Annotated in this window: 18 protein-coding genes and 1 pseudogene; 17 read left to right on the top strand and 2 right to left on the bottom strand. The window is 53.8% G+C overall.

Annotation, left to right across the window (positions count from 1 at the left end):
- The first annotated feature begins 184 nt into the window (after positions 1-184).
- The 9 genes from ACMYSL_RS16890 (at position 185) to ACMYSL_RS16850 (ending at position 11,399) form a co-directional block, all read left to right on the top strand.
- A complete protein-coding gene (locus tag ACMYSL_RS16890) occupies positions 185-1,315 on the top strand; it encodes an RNA-guided endonuclease InsQ/TnpB family protein (RefSeq protein WP_434659143.1) in 1,131 nt (376 codons plus the stop codon).
- Between the two features lie 423 nt (positions 1,316-1,738).
- Positions 1,739-2,959, top strand: coding sequence for a succinylornithine/acetylornithine transaminase (astC, locus tag ACMYSL_RS16885; RefSeq protein WP_434659142.1), 1,221 nt, complete (start codon positions 1,739-1,741; stop codon positions 2,957-2,959).
- Positions 2,956-3,990: an arginine N-succinyltransferase gene (astA, locus tag ACMYSL_RS16880; protein ID WP_434659141.1), complete on the top strand. Its 1,035-nt coding sequence runs from the start codon at positions 2,956-2,958 to the stop codon at positions 3,988-3,990. Before astC ends, astA begins: the two co-directional genes overlap by 4 nt.
- Positions 3,987-5,465, top strand: a complete 1,479-nt coding sequence (gene astD, locus ACMYSL_RS16875) for a succinylglutamate-semialdehyde dehydrogenase (protein ID WP_434659140.1) — start codon at positions 3,987-3,989, stop codon at positions 5,463-5,465. Before astA ends, astD begins: the two co-directional genes overlap by 4 nt.
- Positions 5,462-6,787: an N-succinylarginine dihydrolase gene (astB, locus tag ACMYSL_RS16870; protein ID WP_434659139.1), complete on the top strand. Its 1,326-nt coding sequence runs from the start codon at positions 5,462-5,464 to the stop codon at positions 6,785-6,787. Before astD ends, astB begins: the two co-directional genes overlap by 4 nt.
- A gap of 9 nt (positions 6,788-6,796) precedes the next feature.
- Complete coding sequence (gene astE, locus ACMYSL_RS16865) at positions 6,797-7,759, top strand: succinylglutamate desuccinylase (protein WP_434659138.1); 963 nt, start codon at positions 6,797-6,799, stop codon at positions 7,757-7,759.
- A 349-nt stretch (positions 7,760-8,108) separates the two neighbouring features.
- Entirely contained in the window at positions 8,109-8,588 is a 480-nt protein-coding gene (gene spy, locus ACMYSL_RS16860; RefSeq protein ID WP_110273546.1) for an ATP-independent periplasmic protein-refolding chaperone Spy, read from the top strand.
- Between the two features lie 224 nt (positions 8,589-8,812).
- A complete protein-coding gene (locus ACMYSL_RS16855) occupies positions 8,813-9,355 on the top strand; it encodes a LemA family protein (protein ID WP_304258454.1) in 543 nt (180 codons plus the stop codon).
- A gap of 4 nt (positions 9,356-9,359) precedes the next feature.
- Positions 9,360-11,399 carry a DUF2207 domain-containing protein gene (locus ACMYSL_RS16850; protein WP_434659137.1) on the top strand — a complete coding sequence of 680 codons (2,040 nt, stop codon included), beginning with the start codon at positions 9,360-9,362 and terminating at the stop codon, positions 11,397-11,399.
- A 44-nt stretch (positions 11,400-11,443) separates the two neighbouring features.
- On the opposite strand, the gene cho is transcribed toward ACMYSL_RS16850, so the two are convergent.
- Together cho and nadE are read right to left on the bottom strand one after the other, a co-directional pair.
- Positions 11,444-12,304 (bottom strand): excinuclease Cho, encoded by an 861-nt coding sequence (gene cho, locus ACMYSL_RS16845; protein ID WP_434659136.1) that lies wholly within the window; start codon positions 12,302-12,304, stop codon positions 11,444-11,446.
- A 104-nt stretch (positions 12,305-12,408) separates the two neighbouring features.
- On the bottom strand, positions 12,409-13,236 hold the full coding sequence (nadE, locus tag ACMYSL_RS16840; protein ID WP_434659135.1) for an ammonia-dependent NAD(+) synthetase: 828 nt from the start codon (positions 13,234-13,236) through the stop codon (positions 12,409-12,411).
- 230 nt (positions 13,237-13,466) lie between these two features.
- Between nadE and osmE the strand changes: the two genes are divergently transcribed.
- From osmE to chbG, 8 genes and pseudogenes are all read left to right on the top strand, one after another.
- Positions 13,467-13,805, top strand: a complete 339-nt coding sequence (gene osmE, locus ACMYSL_RS16835; protein ID WP_110273541.1) for an osmotically-inducible lipoprotein OsmE — start codon at positions 13,467-13,469, stop codon at positions 13,803-13,805.
- A gap of 284 nt (positions 13,806-14,089) precedes the next feature.
- Positions 14,090-14,410, top strand: coding sequence for a PTS sugar transporter subunit IIB (locus ACMYSL_RS16830; protein WP_142514216.1), 321 nt, complete (start codon positions 14,090-14,092; stop codon positions 14,408-14,410).
- 77 nt (positions 14,411-14,487) lie between these two features.
- Positions 14,488-14,565: pseudogene (locus ACMYSL_RS16825) on the top strand (hypothetical protein); the annotation flags it as partial.
- Between the two features lie 12 nt (positions 14,566-14,577).
- Positions 14,578-15,936, top strand: coding sequence for a PTS N,N'-diacetylchitobiose transporter subunit IIC (gene chbC, locus ACMYSL_RS16820; RefSeq protein ID WP_181482579.1), 1,359 nt, complete (start codon positions 14,578-14,580; stop codon positions 15,934-15,936).
- Positions 15,937-15,989: 53 nt separating this feature from the next.
- The gene (chbA, locus tag ACMYSL_RS16815) at positions 15,990-16,337 is read left to right on the top strand and encodes a PTS N,N'-diacetylchitobiose transporter subunit IIA (protein ID WP_110273657.1); all 348 of its coding nucleotides are present in this window, start codon (positions 15,990-15,992) and stop codon (positions 16,335-16,337) included.
- Between the two features lie 27 nt (positions 16,338-16,364).
- Positions 16,365-17,189 carry a transcriptional regulator ChbR gene (gene chbR, locus ACMYSL_RS16810; protein WP_112216770.1) on the top strand — a complete coding sequence of 275 codons (825 nt, stop codon included), beginning with the start codon at positions 16,365-16,367 and terminating at the stop codon, positions 17,187-17,189.
- A 102-nt stretch (positions 17,190-17,291) separates the two neighbouring features.
- Positions 17,292-18,638 carry a 6-phospho-beta-glucosidase gene (locus ACMYSL_RS16805; protein ID WP_112216771.1) on the top strand — a complete coding sequence of 449 codons (1,347 nt, stop codon included), beginning with the start codon at positions 17,292-17,294 and terminating at the stop codon, positions 18,636-18,638.
- 12 nt (positions 18,639-18,650) lie between these two features.
- A complete protein-coding gene (gene chbG / locus ACMYSL_RS16800; protein WP_182238108.1) occupies positions 18,651-19,409 on the top strand; it encodes a chitin disaccharide deacetylase in 759 nt (252 codons plus the stop codon).
- Positions 19,410-19,470 lie beyond the last annotated feature (61 nt).

The raw sequence follows: 19,470 nt of genomic DNA, 5'->3' as shown, positions 1-19,470 counted from the left end.
TGTGCAAGGTGAATAGTGCAGGGATGGTAGCAGAAATTCGCCGGTCTGGCTGCGCTTAGACGTTTTATCAATTTGCGCGTAAGACCTCGCCCAATCGGGGGGGGGATATAAGCGCGGTAACTGCGTAATTTTTGTTGACCTTCGTCAACATCGCTTATATTTTTCAGCGTATTTTATTAGCCCTATGAAACGCGCCTATAAATATCGATTCTATCCAACACCCGATCAGGTTGAGCTTTTGGCTCAAACGTTCGGGTGCGTGCGTTTTATCTATAACAGCATCCTTCGCTGGCGCACTGACGCGTACTATGAGCGCCAGGAGAAAATCGGCTATACGCAAGCCAGCACCCGCTTAACAGCACTGAAAAAGGAGCCAGAATTTGCCTGGCTCAACGACGTTTCCAGCGTGCCGCTACAGCAAGCCTTGCGCCACCAACAAGCCGGATTCTCAAACTTTTTCGCCGGACGTGCCAGATACCCGACATTCAAAAGCAAACGCCATAAACAAGCCGCTACGCTCACCGATGCTGCGTTTAAATACCGTGATGGCAAGTTGTACATGGCAAAGAGCAAAGCGCCTTTAGACGTGCGCTGGAGTCGCCCTTTGCCATTTGTCCCTTCCACGGTCACGATCAGCAAAGATACCGCCGGGCGGTACTTTGTTTCGTGCCTCTGCGAGTTTGAGCCTGTATCACTGCCGATCATCGCTTCCATGGTCGGCATTGATGTTGGTTTAAAAGATTTATTCGTCACCGATACCGGATTCAAGTCCGGCAATCCCCGCCATACCGCTAAATACGCGGCACGCCTGGCGCTACTCCAGCGCCGTTTAAGTAAAAAGGCCAAAGGCTCGAAAAATCGCGCCAAAGCCCGCTTAAAGGTGGCCCGACTCCACGCGAAAATTGCCGATTGCCGAATGGATGTCTTGCACAAGGCCACCCGCAAACTGATTAACGATAACCAAGTCGTTTGCGTCGAATCCCTCAAGGTGAAGAACATGCTCCGCAACCCGTCGCTATCTAAAGCGATAGCAGACGCAGGCTGGGGTGAGTTCACGCGCCAGCTGGCATATAAGGGCGAATGGGCCGGGCGTTCAGTGGTCGCAATCGACCCGTTTTTCCCGTCCTCAAAACGCTGTAGCTGTTGCGGTTTCACCCTGCAAAAGATGCCTCTTGATGTTCGTAAATGGCACTGCCCAGAATGCGGCGCAGACCATGATCGTGACGTTAACGCGGCCCGTAATATCAAAGCTGCCGGGCTGGCAGTGTTAGCCCACGGAGAGCCTGTAAATCCTGAATCGCATAAAGCGGCTTAGGTTCGGTTCCGTGAAGTGGGAATTCTCGCCCTTTAGGGCGGGGAGCAGTCAATCTGCCAATTGCTGTGGTCGGTAGCCCATAGCCTGTTTGCACAAACTGTGCACCATTCTGGAACGCGATGCGCCAAAAAAGGGCGAATATTACCGATAAATTTCGTAGAGGATCACAATTACAGAATTATATCTTACCTCTGCATAATCTTTCTTTTTTTTCCACTGCAAAAGGCTCGCGTGGCATTTTTATTCACTTTTTATGCATTTTGTGTGAATAAGTGACTTTTGTAACTTGTTGATATTTCGTTATTGACCTCGATTTATGCATTTTTTCCTCTGGCTGGCACGAACCGTGCAATCTACATTTACACCGTGATAACCATATTTATTAACATTATTTAAACTTTTTATTTACCGGAAGAGGTCGATATGTCTCAGTCAATTACGCGTAGCCACTTTGATGAATGGATGATGCCTGTTTACGCGCCAGCGGCTTTTATTCCGGTACGCGGCGAAGGTTCACGCCTGTGGGATCAGCAGGGGAAGGAGTATATCGATTTTGCCGGCGGTATTGCGGTTAATGCCCTCGGTCACGCGAATCCGCAACTAGTGAAGGCACTGACCGACCAGGCGGGGAAATTCTGGCATACCGGCAACGGCTATACCAATGAACCGGTATTGCGCCTGGCTAAACAGCTGATTGATGCCACCTTTGCCGACCGGGTCTTTTTCTGTAACTCGGGGGCTGAAGCCAACGAAGCGGCGCTCAAGCTGGCGCGTAAATACGCCCATGACCATTTCGGTAGCCAGAAAAGCGGCATCGTCGCGTTCAAAAATGCCTTCCATGGCCGCACGTTGTTCACCGTTTCCGCTGGCGGCCAGCCCGCCTATTCTCAGGACTTCGCGCCGTTGCCGCCGCAAATTCAGCACGCTATTTACAACGATCTTGATTCGGCAAAAGCGCTGATTAATGACGATACCTGCGCGGTGATTGTTGAGCCAATGCAGGGTGAAGGCGGCGTAGTGCCTGCCGATCCCCATTTCCTGCGCGGTCTGCGCGAGCTATGCGATGCGCATAACGCACTGCTGATTTTCGATGAAGTGCAGACTGGCGTCGGGCGCACCGGTGAGCTGTACGCCTATATGCACTATGGCGTCACGCCGGACGTGCTTTCGACCGCCAAAGCGCTGGGCGGCGGTTTCCCGATTGGCGCGCTGCTGGCTACGGAGCATTGCGCGAGCGTAATGACCGTCGGTACCCACGGCACCACCTACGGCGGCAACCCGCTGGCCTGCGCGGTGGCTGGAGAGGTGTTATCCATCGTCAATACCCCAGCCGTGCTCAACGGCGTTAAGCAGCGCCATCAGTGGTTCAGTGAACGACTCAACGCCATTAACGCGCGTTACGGCCTGTTTAAAGAGATCCGTGGTCTGGGGCTGCTGATTGGCTGCGTGCTGAAAGAGGAATATGCCGGGAAGGCAAAGGCTATCAGCAACCAGGCGGCGGAAGATGGGCTGATGATCCTGATTGCTGGTGCGAACGTGGTGCGCTTTGCGCCCGCACTAATTGTCAGTGAAGAAGAGGTTAACTGCGGGCTGGATCGCTTTGAGCTGGCCTGCAAACACTTTCTTGCGGGGGTCTCATCATGATGGTGATCCGTCCTGTTGAAAAAGGGGATCTGCCGGGGTTGATGACCCTGGCGGGCGAGACCGGCGGCGGCCTGACGTCGCTTCCGGCTGACGAGGCAACGCTTGCTGCGCGGATTGAGCGCTCGCAGATGACCTGGCGCGGTGAGCTGCCGAAAAGTGAACAGGGCTATGTGTTCGTACTTGAGGATTGCACCAGCGGCGCGGTAGCGGGGATTTGCGCTATCGAGGTTGCCGTTGGGCTGAACGATCCCTGGTACAACTACCGCGTCGGGACCCAGGTCCATGCTTCGAAAGAGCTTAACGTCTATAACGCCTTGCCGACGCTGTTTCTCAGTAACGACCATACCGGCAGCAGCGAACTGTGTACGCTGTTTCTCGACCCGAAATGGCGCAAAGAGGGCAACGGCTACCTGCTGTCGAAATCGCGCTTTTTGTTTATGGCCGCGTTCCGCGAGCGCTTCAACGAAAAAGTGGTGGCGGAGATGCGTGGGGTTATCGATGAGCATGGCTATTCGCCGTTCTGGGAAAGCCTCGGCAAACGTTTCTTTGCGATGGAATTTTCCCGCGCTGATTACCTGTGCGGCACCGGACAAAAGGCATTTATTGCCGCGCTGATGCCGAAGCATCCGCTGTACATCGACTTTCTATCCGATGAGGCGCGCGCGGTGATCGGCGAGGTCCATCCGCAAACGGCCCCGGCCCGTGCGGTGCTGGAGAAAGAGGGCTTCCGCTATCTTAATTACGTCGACATCTTCGACGGCGGTCCGACGCTGGAGTGTGAAATTAACCGCGTCAGGGCTATCCGCAAAAGTCGGCTGGTCACCGTCGCAGAAGGAGAGCCAGCGCCTGGAGAGTGGCCAGTGTGTCTGGTCGCCAATGAGCAATATCAGCAGTTTCGCGCCATGTTAGTTCACGCCGACCCGGAAACCGATCGCTTAATGTTAAGCGCGCGCGAACTCGATGCCCTGAAATGCCACGTCGGCGACCCGGTCAGACTGGTTCGCCTGTGCCCCGAGGAGAAAAAATCATGAGTTTATGGATTAATGGCGATTGGCAAAGCGGTCGCGGCCCGGCCCGAACTAAAAACAATCCGGTGAGCCAGGCGCTGCTGTGGGAGGGTAATGATGCGGATACCGAGCAGGTTACGCTGGCGGTGAGCGCTGCCCGTCAGGCGTTTCCGGCCTGGGCGCGTCAGCCCTTCGCTACGCGTCGGACGATAGCGGAAAAGTTTGCCGCGCTGCTGGAGGCGAACAAGACGGAATTAACGGCGATCATTGCTCAGGAGACCGGCAAGCCGCGCTGGGAAGCGGCAACGGAAATCACTGCGATGATCAATAAAGTGGCTATTTCAGTGAGTGCTTATCATAGCCGTACGGGAGAGGCACAGACCGCGATGGCCGACGGAGCCGCGACGCTGCGCCACCGTCCGCATGGCGTACTGGCAGTGTTTGGCCCCTATAATTTTCCCGGACATCTGCCTAACGGGCATATTGTTCCGGCGCTGCTGGCGGGCAATACCGTGGTTTTTAAACCCAGTGAGCTGACCCCGCAGAGCGGTGAGGCGGTGGTAAAACTGTGGGCCGAGGCGGGCCTGCCGCCGGGCGTGCTTAACCTGCTGCAGGGCGGCCGTGAAACCGGCGAGGCCCTGAGCGGGCAGGCGGATATCGACGGCCTGCTGTTTACTGGCAGCTCGCATACTGGTTTCCAACTGCATAAACAGTTGGCGGGCCAGCCGGAAAAAATTCTCGCCCTCGAAATGGGCGGCAATAATCCGCTAATTGTCGATGAGCCGCAGGATATCGACGCCGCTGTCCATCTGACGATCCAGTCGGCGTTTATTACCGCCGGACAGCGCTGCACCTGCGCGCGTCGTCTGCTGGTTAAACGCGGTGAGGCGGGCGATGCGTTTCTGCAACGGCTTGTGACAGTGTCACAAAAACTCATCCCCGATGCGTGGGATGCTGACCCACAGCCGTTCCTCGGTGGGTTAATTTCAGCGCAGGCGGCGCAAAAGGTCCATCAGGCGTGGCTGGCGCATGTGGCAAACGGTGGCAAGACGCTGCTGGAGCCGCGCTTGCTGCAGGCCGGAACGTCCCTGCTGACGCCCGGCATCGTCGAGATGAGCGAGGTGGCGCAGGTGGCTGATGAAGAGGTGTTCGGCCCGCTGCTTTGTGTCTGGCGTTATGACGACTTTGACGAGGCGATTACCCTTGCCAACGCGACCCGATTTGGGCTCTCGTGCGGGCTAATCTCCGCTGAACGCGAGAAGTTTGACCGTCTGCTGCTGGAGGCGCGGGCCGGGATTGTTAACTGGAACAAACCGCTGACCGGAGCTGCCAGCACCGCGCCGTTTGGCGGCACCGGCGCTTCCGGCAACCATCGCCCTGGTGCCTGGTATGCCGCAGACTATTGCGCCTGGCCGATGGCGAGCCTGGAGTCACCGGATTTGTCGCTACCGGCAACGCTAAGCCCTGGGCTGGATTTCCAGCAGGAGCCAACCCAATGAAAGCCTGGGAAGTGAACTTTGATGGGCTGCCGGGTCTGACCCACCACTATGCGGGATTATCGTTTGGAAACGAAGCCTCGACCAAACATCGCTATCGGGTATCGAACCCGCACCTGGCAGCGAAGCAGGGGCTAAAGAAGATGAAAGCCCTTGCTGACGCGGGCTATCCGCAGGCGCTGATCCCGCCGCAGGAGCGACCAAATTTGCCACTGCTCCGCCAGATTGGCTTTACCGGCAACGATGAACAGGTGCTGGAAAAAGCGGCGTGCCAGGCCCCCGATCTATTGTCCTCGGTCAGCTCCGCCTCATCGATGTGGGTGGCGAACGCCGCCACGGTCTCGCCGTCCGCTGATTCCCTGGACGGGCGGGTGCATCTGACCGTCGCCAATCTGAATGATAAATTCCACCGCGCCAGCGAAGCGCCGACCACCGAAGCGCTGCTGCAGGCTATTTTCCCTGATGAACAGCACTTTGCGGTACACGGTGCGCTGCCTCAGGTCTCGCTGTTCGGCGACGAGGGGGCGGCAAACCATAATCGCCTCGGCGGCGAATATGGTGCGCCGGGCGTGCAGCTGTTTATTTATGGTCGCCAGCAAGGGGGCGAAAGCCACCCGCAGCGCTACCCGGCGCGGCAGACGCTGGAGGCCAGCCAGGCTGTTGCCCGCCTGAACCAGGTTAATCCCCGGCAGGTGATTTTCGCCCGGCAAAATCCGGCGGTGATCGATAAAGGCGTTTTTCATAATGACGTCATCGCGGTGAGCAATCAGCAGGTATTGTTCTGCCACGAGCAGGCGTTTGTTGATCAGCCGCAGCTGCTGCAACAGCTGGCGCAGCAGGTTCCTGGATTTACGCCTCTCGTCGTATCGGCAAGCCAGGTATCGGTCGAAGACGCGGTGGCAACCTATCTGTTCAACAGCCAACTGCTGAGTAAAGCGCAAGGCGGAATGCGGCTGATTCTGCCGCAGGAGGCGCAAGAACACGAAGGTGTCTGGCGCTATCTTAACCAGCTGGTGGCTGAGGATAACCCCATTGACGAGCTACAGGTCTACGATCTGCGTGAAAGCATGGCCAACGGCGGTGGCCCCGCCTGCCTGCGCTTGCGGGTGGTACTGAACGAAAGCGAGCTGAAGGCAGTCAATCCGGCGGTCATGATGAACGACGGGCTGTTCGTGACGCTTAATGACTGGGTGGACCGCTACTACCGCGATCGTCTGACTCAGGCGGATCTTGCCGACCCGCAGTTGCTGCGCGAAGGGCGTGAGGCGCTGGATCGCTTAACGCAAATCCTGCGCCTCGGCTCGGTCTATCCGTTCCAGCAATAAGGAGGCGTTGTGGATGACTTTCTCGCATTAACCCTGGCGGGGCGTTTGCCCCACCATTTTCATGGCCAAACCGCGCACTTTCGCTGGCACTGGCTTGACTGCGGTATTTTGCAGCTTATCCCCCATGAGTCCTGCGATCGTTCGCTGGTGCTGTCAGCCGGGCTTCACGGTAATGAAACCGCACCGGTTGAAATCACTGATTTACTGCTGCGTCAGCTATTTCGCGGAGAGCTACCGCTACGCTGGCGGCTGCTGGTGATCCTCGGTAATCCACCGGCTTTGCGAGCGAACAAGCGCTATGTGCACAGTGATATCAACCGTATGTTTGGTGAGCGCTGGCGAGCGTTTAGTCCCAGTGATGAAACCGCTCGCGCCAGGCAGTTAGAACGTGCAGTGACGCGGTTTTATGCCGCAAGCCCGGGGGAACGCTGGCATTTGGATTTACACACCGCCATTCGCGGCTCGCTCCATCCTCGATTTGGCGTGCTTCCGGCGCGGGATAAACCGTGGGATGACGATTTTCTGCGCTGGCTGGGCGCGGCGGGTCTGGAAGCGCTGGTGTTTCATCAGCAACCGGGCGGCACCTTTACCCATTTCAGCTGTGAACGTTTTGCTGCGCTTTCCTGTACGCTGGAGTTAGGCAAGGCGTTACCGTTTGGCGACAACGATCTGAATCAGTTTGCTGCGACCCAACATGCGTTGGCACGTCTACTGGCGGGGGATATGACGCTGGAGGAGGGGCAAACGCCGCTGCGCTACCGGGTGATACAGCAAATCACCCGCAGCAGCGAACTGTTTCGACTGCATATGTCGGCGCAGACGCTCAACTTCACGTCGTTCACCGCCGGTACGCTGCTGGCCGAAGATGGCGATATCCGCTACGTGGTGGAAAGAGCGCAGGAATATGTGCTGTTTCCCAACCCTGGCGTTGCTTTTGGCCAGCGGGCCGGGCTGATGCTGGAGCGGTTCTAGATATTCCGTCGTCCGGTCGGGCGGCGGGGTATTGCGTAATTGGCTTTCCGCCTTAATCTTATTTTTTTGTGCGCTGAAGATTGATTGCAGATTATTCCTGGTTAAATGCTTTGTTTTTAATCTTTGCTGATTTATAATCTCCATAATTTCTCGATAAAACAGCCTGTTAATTATTTATCCTTGCAATTATCTCCTTATTTTTCATATTTTCTCCACAATTGGCGAGAAAATGTTTTTTACACTTTCATTGTTTTACGCTTGCTCTGACTAATTGACGATAAACGTCGTAAAGTTTATCTCGTCAACACGGCAACGCGCCGTAAGAATAACGCAAAGTAAGGATTGAACTATGAAGAAGATTACTGCACTGTTTGTTGCCTCTACTCTGGCTCTGGGCGCGGCTAACCTGGCTCACGCGGCAGACGCTACCGCCACTCCAACCGACAGCAAGCCGATGATGCATCATAAAGGCAAAGGCGGCCCGCACGAAATGATGTTCAAAGGTCTGAACCTGACCGATGCGCAGAAAACGCAAATTCGCGACATCATGAAAGGCCAGCGTGAAAATATGAAGCGCCCGTCTCTGGATGAACGCCGTGCGATGCATGAACTGGTCGCCAGCGACACCTTCGATAAAGCAAAGGCGGAAGCGCAGATTGATAAGATGGAAGCCCAGCACAAAGAGATGGCGCTGGCCCGTCTGGAAACCCAGAACAAGATTTACAACATTCTGACGCCGGAACAGAAAAAACAGTTTAATGCCAATTTTGAGAAGCATCTGACAGAACGTAAAGCGCCTGAAGGTAAAATGCCTGCACCAGCTGAATAACTCAGCGCGCTGACTTAAGACCGCCGGTCTTGCCCAATAATGCCAACAGGCTTTGGGCAGGGCCGGCGGTTTTTTCTTTATATATAGCCGGTTAACCGAAAAATGCCCGGTTAGTTAAACCCGATTTACCCCACAGGGTCGAGTGTGTCAGGATAGATACCCTTGGTATCATTGCAGGTGCATGCAAAATATTAATGCTGCCTGCTATTTTATGGATTTAACATATGGAAATGTATATCGGTCTGGCCATTATCGTTGTGGTACTCGTCTGGGTCGTCATGACCTATAACCGCTTTATCTCCCTGCGGCGTTTCAAAGATGAGGCCTGGAGCGGCATTGCCGTACAGCTCAAACGTCGTCACGACCTGGCGCCTAATCTGCTAAGCCTGGTGAAACGCTATGCGCAGCATGAAAAGGAACTGCTGGAAGAGATATCCCGCCAGCGTGGCGAACTGGTGGGCAATACTCGTCAGATAGCGGATAACGAGCGCAGCTACGCTGGCACGATTGGGCGCATATTTGCGCTCGGCGAAGCTTATCCTGAGCTCAGAGCCAGCGAAAACTTTCTCTCCCTGCAACAATCCCTCAGCGAAATAGAAGAGCAGTTGCAAATGGCTCGCCGCTACTTCAACGGTACGGTACGCGATTTCAATATTCTGGTGGAGTCTTTCCCCAGTCTGCTGCTGGCGCGGCTGTTTAATTTTAAAACAGAATTGTTTTTTGAACTGGACTCTCCCGAAGAGGCCAAATCGCCTCGGATGGAGTGATTGCATGTTCAATTTGTCCACCCGCCTGCTGCGCGTTCTCGGGCTGCTGCTGTCTTTGGCCAGCCCTGCCATATTCGCTTCAGATAACGTGATTATTCTCAAGGATGCCTCCCAACTCCCGACAGGCGCGATCCCGGCGTATGAACATATTCTTTCTTTCGACTCCCGGGCGCGTTTTAACCCCGATGGCAGCATGGAGATGCAAGAAAATATTAAGGTGCTTGCGCTGGGAAAAGAGATCCGTCGGGGAATTTTTCGCACGCTGCCCCTGACCTGGAATCGTCAGGACGGCAAGATTTTCAGCGTCGATTATGAGATTAAATCGGTTTCGCGCGATGGTGAATATGAGCTCTATAGCCTTGATAAAGAGGCCAAAACGCTGACGTTGCGTATTGGGAGTGCACAACAAACCCTCAGGCCGGGGATCTACAATTATGAGATTCGCTATCAGATCAGTAACCATTTCAGCCGCTTTCCCGAGTGGGATGAGCTTTACTGGAACGTGACGGGAAATGACTGGGCCTGGCCGATAACCAGGGCCAGCTTTCGTCTGGAGCTGCCGGGAGCAGCCGATAATCTCAATGTAGATTCCAAAGACGCCAGGCTGCGTTCTATTGACGTGTATACCGGATTCGCAGGGGCCAAGGAGCACAATGCGGAAGTTCTGCCCGACGGTAGCGTGCGTACTCTGCGACCGCTGGCAAAAGGGGAAGGGCTGACCGTTGTCTATACCTGGCCGCGGGCGATTCTTGCTGCCGCTCCGGCACCGGAAGCCGCGTTGCCGCTGGTGCATCTCCTTATTCCGACGCTGAAGACCAGTGTGATATGGCTGCCGTTGCTGATGATGGCGTTGTACTACGGCCTTTGGTGGCGGAAACACGTGACCAAAGCAGGACTGAGGAAGCCGCCGGTCGTACCGCTCTTTTCGCTGCCTGCCGGGATGTCGCCGGGCTATCTGCGTTTTCTCATCCGGCGTAAATATGATGATATTGCTTTTAGTAGCGACCTTTTGGGGCTGGTAGCGAAGCGCGGGATGGCGGTGAAGGGGGACGAAAATCAATCCCATAGTCCCTGGCTTTCAGACTCGGGCGGAAAACAGGTGCTGACTCGTTTGCCCGTTGAGGGGAACAGCCGCTTAAACAGCGATGACCTGCAGCTATTAAGCACGCTATTTAAAGGTAAAAGAAAGAATATCGACCTCAGCGTGGCCCATCAGAAGTCGATGCAGAATGGCCGCGATCGGCAGGATAAACGCTGTGAAGCGCTACGCCCTAAACTGTTTCGCAAGTGGGCGCAACCGCTGCGACGCTGCATCTATATTGCACTGCTGATACCGGTGATTTGCGGTATCTGGGTTAACGTTGAAGTTGCGCTGCTCACCATCCCGGCGGCGCTCTTTATGCTGATCGGCGCAACGATGTTGACGTTTCTGCTGCGCTTTTTATGCCATCCGCGGGAAATGTGGCGCGCCTGGGGGGCGGGGCTGCTATTTTTTGCTGTCATCTTTGGTCCTTTCGCGACGCTGGGGGGAGGGCTTTTTCTCTTCGGGATATTGCCTGTAACCCAGCTTCCTGCCGGTTATATCGGCGCGCTGCTGGCCGCGATCGTGCTATGCATTTTTGCCGGCTGGAAAACGCCTCGTTATACGCAACAGGGGCTGGATGAGCTGGCGATCGCCAAAGGGTTGCAACTGTATCTCGGTACCGCTGAAAAGCATCGTTATCAGATTATCTATCCGCCCGCACAGATGATTACCCACTTTGAAGAGCTGCTGCCGGTTGCGCTGGCGCTCGGGGTGGGGAAAACCTGGGCCGATACCTTTGCGCACTATCTGAGCAGTACCGGCGCAATGTCGGCGGCGTTTGCCAGCGCCGACTGGGGGAGCGTAAGTCACTTCAGCGAGTCCTGCCGAACGTCTTCGATGCCAACGCCCAGCAGCAGTTCAGGATCTGGCTCATCAGGCTCGAGCTACAGCGGTTCGGGATCTTCCGGCGGCGGCTCGTCCGGCGGTGGTTCGGGCGGTGGAGGCGGTGGCGGCTGGTAAATGCGGGGAAATAGCCCCGGCATAAACCGGGGTTTAAACTCCGCTCATAGCGGATGAAGCTTATAGCTGCCGCTGAGCAGCGGTTTGCACAATATTTTATAACCGTCATGATCAAATTTGGCCGACAGGCGCGTTAACGCTGACGCTTGCGGTAGAGAATCGACGGCACCCAGCCACAGCCAGTTGTGAATGATGTGATATTGCGTCATGTCGCCACTGCTTTCTTCCAGTGCGACCGCGCCGGGCCACGGCCAGCATACCAACTGCATTTTTTGCATATTTTCACGCAGTCGTTGATGGTGCGCGTCTGTGCTTTCTTTACCACAGCAGGCACCCGCGCAGCGGCCCAGCGCGGAACGAAAGCAGGCGCGGCCACGGTTGAGCGGTTCCAGCCCCATAAGCCCGTAACAGAGGCGATGTTCATCGGCGATTTTTTGCAGCGCCTGGAGCGCTGCGCGGCGGTTTGCAAACAGACCATAGAGATCGTTTTGCTGTGAGAAATCCAGTTCGCTCGCGTAGACCACCTGCGGGCGGGAGTCCGTCAGACGTAACGAACACAGCTGGCGGTTTTGCCGCAGGCGTTTATTAAACAAAGGCTGCTGCTCTTTGATGAGCTGCGCTTCTAATAATAAAGCGCCGAGTTCGCCCGCCGTGCGTTGCCAGGTAATACGCCGCGCCTGGCGTAGCATTGCGGCTTCGTTCGGTGTGCGCAGGTGAGACAGCACCCGACTGCGGATATTGACGCTTTTCCCGATATAAAGCGGCAGAGTCTCGCTTTCACCGTGAAACAGGTACACCCCTGGCTGCTTTGGCAGCGCTTCAAGCCATGGACGCAGGTGTTCGGGATATTCATAAATTGCTGCCGCTTCAAATTCGAGACGCGGTGCGGATTGCCTTCTTGCCACTATCACTCCTGATGCTGTTTATTTATCCAGTATAGCAGTTGCAATAAAAGGCGAGAAGGGCAAAAAACAACCCCGACCTGAGCCGGGGTGAAAGGAGAGGGGCGTTACTTTTTCCAGAAGTCGTCGAAAACGGTAATCGGCGGCCGACGTTTATGTTCGGTTTTGAGATACCAGCCTTCGATGGTTTTGGCGATTTTCTCGTCCAATGTTTTGCCTTCCAGATAGTCGTCAATGTTGTCGTAGGTCACGCCCAGCGCCACTTCGTCCGGCAGGGAGGGGCGATCGTCTTCAAGATCGGCGGTCGGCAGTTTTTTATACAGATGTTCCGGACAGCCTAACTGCGCCAGCAGCTGTTTGCCCTGACGTTTGTTGAGACGGAAAATGGGGTTAATGTCGGTACCACCATCACCGTATTTGGTGAAGAATCCAGTAATCGCTTCCGCAGCATGGTCGGTCCCGACCACCACGCCGTGGGTCATCCCCGCAATACTGTACTGCGCCTTCATACGTTCACGGGCTTTTTCATTGCCGCGAACAAAGTCGCTAAGTTCGATGCCCGTTTCACGCAGTGCCTGTTCGCTGGCCAGCACAGCGCCTTTAATATTGACCGTTAATACGCGATCCGGCTGAATAAAGGCGATGGCATCCTGGCAATCCTGCTCATCCGCCTGCACGCCGTAGGGCAAACGGACGGCAATAAATTGCAGGCTGCTATCGCCCGTTTCGGCACGCAGGTCGTTGATGGCCATCTGGCACAGTTTGCCGGTCAGCGTTGAGTCCTGTCCGCCGCTGATGCCAAGAACCAGTGATTTAATAAAAGGATACGTTTGCAGGTAAGACTTGAGAAAGTCTACGCTGCGGCGTATCTCGCCTTCGACATCGATCTGGGGTTTTGCGCCCAGCGCCTGAATAATTTCTTGTTGTAGCGTCATCGCGCCCTCCGGGAAGTGAATCTGTTTGGCAATCAGCAAGGGTTTAAGCTACCTCTTTGACGGTAAAACGACAAGGATCACAGTTTTGAGTGACGCAAAAGCATGCAACCTCAAGGACATAGCTTTTATTATTGGAAAGCTCTTAATTTTTGCTCATTTCCACCTTCGGCTTGAAAAATAACGATATTTATTCCAGGCTTATTAACACGCCAAAAAAAAGAGGATGGTATATGAACAAGAATTTTGCAGGATTTCTGGGCGCAGCAGCAGTATTGACCATGCTGGCAGGGTGTACGGCCTATGACCGTACCAAAGATCAGTTCACGCAGCCGGTGGTTAAAGACGTTAAAAAAGGTATGACCCGTGCTCAGGTAACGCAAATTGCCGGTAAACCTTCATCTGAAGTCACCATGATTCATGCGCGTGGTACCTGCCAGACATACATCCTGGGTCAACGCGATGGTAAAATTGAAACCTATTTTGTTGCCTTAGACGATACGGGACACGTTATCAATTCTGGCTATCAGACCTGCGCAGAGTACGACACGGATCCGCGCAACAGCAAGTAAGATACCGCCGTATTGCTGATTTCTACGTAAGCCCGACCAGTGGTCGGGCTTTTTTATGATTTGTCATGCTTATTTAATTGCGCGAATTATTTGAGGGAAATGTGAGGGTAGTCAAAACGTAAGGTCAATGAGAGACAATTTTGTTCAAGGAGGAATTATCCTGCTGCCAGGTGATGCCGTATACTCAATGCATAAACAATACTAATTGAAAGAAAACATGTCTTACCCGGCTCTCAGGCATCAGGATGCAGAGAGCGCAGGTCACACACATTGAGGAAGCGTTCATGGAAAAGAAACATATCTACCTATTTTGTTCCGCCGGGATGTCTACATCGCTGCTGGTTTCTAAAATGCGCGCTCAGGCCGAGAAATACGAAGTGCCGGTCGTTATTGAAGCATTCCCGGAAACGCTGGCCGGTGAAAAAGGGCCTGAAGCCGATGTCGTACTATTAGGCCCGCAGATCTCTTATATGCTGCCAGATATTCAACGTTTACTGCCAAATAAACCCGTGGAAGTCATTGACTCGGTTTTATACGGTAAGATCGATGGTTTAGGTGTTTTGAAAGCGGCCGTTGCGGCCATTAAGAAAGCTGCTGCACAATAATTTTATTTTAAAACTCGACATATTTCGGATAGCAATGCTAACAACTTCGTAGGGGTAGTTTTAGCCACTTTGCTGTCCGGAGTATCGAGAGTTTATTTTCCCGTCAAAGAGTAATTTCATCCATCATCGCCGTAATAATTATATTACGGCCTTAAAGGGTATTTATTATGAGTAAAGTGATTGATTCGCTTGAAAAGGTACTCCTTCCTTTTGCGGTCAGAATAGGAAGACAACCTCACGTCAATGCAATTAAGAACGGCTTTATTAAGTTAATGCCATTGACGCTAGCTGGGGCAATGTTTGTTCTAATTAACAACGTATTTCTGAGCTTTGGCGACGGCTCTTTCTTTTATTCAATGGGCATTCGTCTGGATGCTTCTACAATTGAAACCCTCAACGGTTTTAAAGCTATCGGCGGTAACGTTTATAACGGTACGCTGGGTATTATGTCGTTGATGGCGCCTTTCTTTATCGGTTCCGCGTTAGCTGAAGAGCGTAAAGTGGACCCGATGGCGGCAGGCTTACTGGCCGTCGCGGCATTTATGACCGTTACGCCTTATAGCGTGGGTGAAGCCTACGCCGTTGGCGCTAACTGGTTAGGCGGCGCTAATATTATTTCGGGTATCGTGATCGGCCTGGTCGTTGCCGAGATGTTCACCTTCATCGTTCATCGTAATTGGGTGATTACGCTGCCATCCAGCGTACCGGCTTCGGTTTCCCGCTCATTCTCGGCGGTCATTCCTGCCTTTATTATCCTGTCGATCATGGGGATTATCTCCTGGGCGCTGACCCACTGGGGCACTAACTTCCACCAGATCATCATGGATACCATCTCCACGCCGCTGGCCTCAATGGGTGCCGTCGTTGGCTGGGCGTATGTGATTTTCACCTCGCTGCTGTGGTTCTTCGGTGTACACGGTTCGCTGGCGCTGTCGGCGCTGGATAGCGGAATCATGACGCCGTGGGCGCTGGAAAACATCGCCACCTACCAGCAGTACGGTTCTGTCGAAGCCGCGCTGGCAGCAGGTAAGAGTTTCCATATGTGGGCCAAGCCGATGCTTGATTCCTACATCTTCCTTGGCGGTACCGGTGCGACTCTGGGCTTAATCATCGCTATCTTCATCGCTTCACGTCGTGAGGATCATCGTCAGGTTGCGAAGCTGGCGCTGCCGTCAGGCATCTTCCAGATTAACGAGCCAATCCTGTTCGGTCTGCCGATTATTATGAACCCGGTGATGTTTATCCCGTTCATTCTGATTCAGCCTCTGCTGGCGGCTATCACCATGACCGCTTACACCCTGGGTATCATCCCGCCGATTACCAACATCGCGCCGTGGACCATGCCGACCGGTTTAGGTGCCTTCTTTAACACTAACGGCAGCGTTGCTGCACTGTTACTCGCACTTTTCAACCTGGGTATAGCCACGCTGGTCTACCTGCCGTTTGTGATAATTTCCAACAAAGCGCAGGGCGTCATTGAGCAGGAAGAGAGCGAAGAAGATATCGCTAACGCACTGAAATTCTAATATCGAGCGGTGCGGGAGGTTTCCCGTACCGCCTGAGCAACGAGGGAATGATTATGTTTGATCTGGATAATATCGCAGCAGAAGACACGCCGATAAACGACCTCGAAGAGGTGGTGATGGGGTTGATTATCAACTCCGGGCAAGCACGCAGCCTGGCCTATGCCGCACTGAAGCAGGCGAAAAAGGGTGACTTCGATGCAGCGAAAACCATGATGGAGCAGTCAAGGGTGGCGCTGAGCGAAGCGCATCTTGTACAGACGCAGCTGATCGAGAGCGATGAGGGTGAAGGCAAAGTGAAGGTGAGCCTGGTGCTGGTTCATGCGCAGGATCATCTAATGACCTCAATGCTGGCTCGTGAGTTGGTTGCCGAATTGATTGAGCTGCACGAGAAGGTACAATAGGTCATCGACACGATGAGGCAACCAAAGATGATGACCACTGAAATCAGTACCGCCCGGGAGCAACAACTGTTCAACGGCAAAAACTTTCATGTGGTCATTTATAACAAAACGGAGAGCGTGAGCGGGCTTCACCAGCATGATTATTACGAGTACACCATCGTTTTAACCGGCCGCTATTATCAGGTCATTAATGGTAAGCGGGTGCTGCTGGAGCGCGGGGATTTTGTCTTCATCCCGATGGGGTCGCATCACCAGAGTTTTTATGAATTTGGCGCGACACGCATTCTTAACGTCGGCATTAGCAAAAGTTTCTTTGAGAAACACTATCTGCCGCTGATACCGTTTGGTGTGGTTGCTTCTCAGGTCTACGGCGTCAAAAGTACTTTTCTCAGTTACATTGAGTCGGTTATTGCATCGCTGAATTTTCGCGAAACTGAATTTGACGAATTTATCGAACTGGTCTCGTTTTACACCCTTAATCGTTTACGGCATTACCGCGAGGAACCCGTGGAAGATGTGATTCCGCAATGGTTGAAAAATGCCGTCGAGGGGATGCACGATAATCTTAAGTTTGGCGAGTGCGCACTGGAAAATATGGTTGAGCTCTCCGGAAAAACTCAGGAGTACTTAACCCGAGCGACCCAACGTTATTATGCAAAAACGCCGATGCAGATAATTAATGATATTCGTATCAACTTCGCCAAGAAACAGTTAGAGATAACCAACTACTCGGTGACCGATATTGCCTATGAGTCGGGGTACAGTAGCCCAAGTTTGTTTATTAAAACATTCAAAAAGCTGACTTCATTTACTCCCAGCAGCTATCGGAAACACCTCACCAGTATTAATTAAGCGGGCGCGGAATATTCCGCGCGGTCTAAATATTCAAGTTAACTGTCCGTATTTAAACGGAGAGTGGGGTACGTATATGCGTAGTCCACAAGGGAGAAAATAATGAGCCAGAAATTGAAAGTCGTGACTATCGGTGGCGGCAGCAGCTATACCCCGGAATTACTGGAAGGGTTCCTGAAACGTTATCATGAACTGCCAATTACCGAACTGTGGCTGGTGGACGTCGCAGAAGGGCAGGAAAAGCTCGATATTATCCACGCCCTGTGCCAGCGCATGGTGGAAAAAGCCGGCGTGCCGATGAAAGTCTATAAAACCCTCGATCGCCGCGCGGCGCTGGAAGGGGCGGATTTCGTGACCACCCAACTGCGCGTTGGCCAACTGAAGGCGCGTGAGAAAGACGAACGCATTCCGCTGAGCCATGGTTATTTAGGCCAGGAAACCAACGGGGCGGGCGGTTTGTTTAAAGGCCTGCGCACTATTCCGGTCATTTTTGACATCGTAAAGGATGTGCAGGAAGTCTGCCCTAACGCCTGGGTGATTAACTTTACCAACCCGGCAGGTATGGTGACCGAAGCGGTCTATCGCCACACCGGCTTTAAGCGCTTTATCGGCGTGTGCAATATTCCAATCGGCATGAAGATGTTTATCACCGACGTGCTGAAGCTGAGCCCGAGCGATGAGCTGAACATCGATCTGTTTGGTCTGAATCATCTGGTGTTTGTCCGAGACGTGCTGGTTAACGGCGTTTCGCGCTTTGACGAACTGCTGGACGGCGTGGCTTCCGGTCGCCTGACCGCAAACTCAGTGAAAAATATCTTTGATTTGCCGTTTAGCGAAGGGCTGATTCGCTCACTGCGCCTGATTCCGTGCTCCTATCTGCTCTACTACTTCAAGCCAAAAGAGATGCTGGCGATTGAAATGGGTGAGTACTATAAAGGCGGTGCGCGCGCACAGGTTGTGCAGAAAGTTGAGAAACAGCTGTTCGAGCTGTATAAAAATCCGGATCTGAACATCAAACCGAAAGAGCTGGAGCAGCGCGGCGGGGCATACTACTCAGACGCAGCCTGTGAAGTGATCAATGCCATCTACAATGATAAGCAGGCCGAGCACTACGTGAACGTGCCGCATCATGGCCACATTGATAACATCCCGGCCGACTGGGCGGTGGAAATGACCTGCACGTTGGGCCGTGATGGCGCGAAACCGACACCGCGCATCACGCATTTCGATGAGAAAGTGCTGGGGCTGATTTACACCATTAAGGGTTTTGAAGTGGCGGCCAGCGAAGCGGCAATCAGCGGCAAGCTGGATGATGTCCTGCTGGCGCTTAACCTGAGCCCGCTGATCCACTCCGATCGTGATGCCGAAAAGCTGGCACGGGAGATGATCCTCGCGCACGAGCAATGGCTGCCAAACTTTGCGGCGACTATCGAAAAACTGAAACAATAAAGGGAGCGGCTCATGGAACGCGTGTTGATCGTGAATGCCGATGATTTTGGCCTCAGCAAGGGGCAAAACTACGGTATTGTCGAAGCTTGCAAAAATGGTCTGGTAACCTCCACGACGGCACTGGTCAACGGCGCGGCGATCAGCCACGCCGCCCAGCTCAGCCGCTGTGTACCGGAGCTGGCGGTCGGAATGCACTTTGTCCTGACGCTGGGCGAACCGTTGTCGGCGATGCCGGGCTTAACCCGCGAAGGGCGTCTGGGTAAGTGGATTTGGCAGATGGCGGAAGAGGATAGCCTGCCGCTTGATGAAATCGCGCACGAGCTGGAGTGCCAGTATCGCCGGTTTGTCGAGCTGTTTGGCTATGAGCCGACGCATATTGATAGCCATCACCACGTGCATATGATTGCGCAGATCTACCCCATCGTGGCGGCGTTTGCACGTGAGAAGGGCGTGGCGATGCGTATCGATCGCCAGCTAGCGACCCTTTCCGGGCTGGAGCAGGATGCAGCGCGCAGCAGCGAGGGATTTGCCAGTGAATTTTATGGTGAAGCCGTTTGTGAAGGGTTGTTTTTGCAAACTCTGGAAGCATCCATCCAGCGTGACGAAAAGTCGCTGGAAGTGATGTGCCACCCGGCTTTTGTCGATAACACCATTATGGGCAGCGCTTATTGTTACCCGCGTCTGACCGAGCTGGACGTGCTGACATCTGATTCGCTGAAGTACGCGATAGCCGAACGCGGCTATCGGCTCGGAACCTATCGCGACGTATGACAGGTAAAGAGGCCCGGCATTTATGCCGGGCCTGAGACTGATGACAAACCAGGTTTAAAGA

This window comes from Klebsiella sp. MISC125 (genome assembly GCF_051131775.1).
Lineage (GTDB): Bacteria > Pseudomonadota > Gammaproteobacteria > Enterobacterales > Enterobacteriaceae > Klebsiella.
The sequence above is the reverse complement of the archived record's forward strand: the minus strand, read 5'-3'. Positions and strand labels throughout refer to the sequence as shown.

Coding starts and splice junctions, on each gene's coding strand:
- ACMYSL_RS16890 (WP_434659143.1), top strand. CDS start 185: ATGAAACGCGCCTATAAATATCGATTCTATCCAACACCCGATCAGGTT.
- astC (WP_434659142.1), top strand. CDS start 1,739: ATGTCTCAGTCAATTACGCGTAGCCACTTTGATGAATGGATGATGCCT.
- astA (WP_434659141.1), top strand. CDS start 2,956: ATGATGGTGATCCGTCCTGTTGAAAAAGGGGATCTGCCGGGGTTGATG.
- astD (WP_434659140.1), top strand. CDS start 3,987: ATGAGTTTATGGATTAATGGCGATTGGCAAAGCGGTCGCGGCCCGGCC.
- astB (WP_434659139.1), top strand. CDS start 5,462: ATGAAAGCCTGGGAAGTGAACTTTGATGGGCTGCCGGGTCTGACCCAC.
- spy (WP_110273546.1), top strand. CDS start 8,109: ATGAAGAAGATTACTGCACTGTTTGTTGCCTCTACTCTGGCTCTGGGC.
- ACMYSL_RS16855 (WP_304258454.1), top strand. CDS start 8,813: ATGGAAATGTATATCGGTCTGGCCATTATCGTTGTGGTACTCGTCTGG.
- ACMYSL_RS16850 (WP_434659137.1), top strand. CDS start 9,360: ATGTTCAATTTGTCCACCCGCCTGCTGCGCGTTCTCGGGCTGCTGCTG.
- nadE (WP_434659135.1), bottom strand. CDS start 13,236: ATGACGCTACAACAAGAAATTATTCAGGCGCTGGGCGCAAAACCCCAG.
- osmE (WP_110273541.1), top strand. CDS start 13,467: ATGAACAAGAATTTTGCAGGATTTCTGGGCGCAGCAGCAGTATTGACC.
- ACMYSL_RS16830 (WP_142514216.1), top strand. CDS start 14,090: ATGGAAAAGAAACATATCTACCTATTTTGTTCCGCCGGGATGTCTACA.
- chbC (WP_181482579.1), top strand. CDS start 14,578: ATGAGTAAAGTGATTGATTCGCTTGAAAAGGTACTCCTTCCTTTTGCG.
- chbA (WP_110273657.1), top strand. CDS start 15,990: ATGTTTGATCTGGATAATATCGCAGCAGAAGACACGCCGATAAACGAC.
- chbR (WP_112216770.1), top strand. CDS start 16,365: ATGATGACCACTGAAATCAGTACCGCCCGGGAGCAACAACTGTTCAAC.
- ACMYSL_RS16805 (WP_112216771.1), top strand. CDS start 17,292: ATGAGCCAGAAATTGAAAGTCGTGACTATCGGTGGCGGCAGCAGCTAT.
- chbG (WP_182238108.1), top strand. CDS start 18,651: ATGGAACGCGTGTTGATCGTGAATGCCGATGATTTTGGCCTCAGCAAG.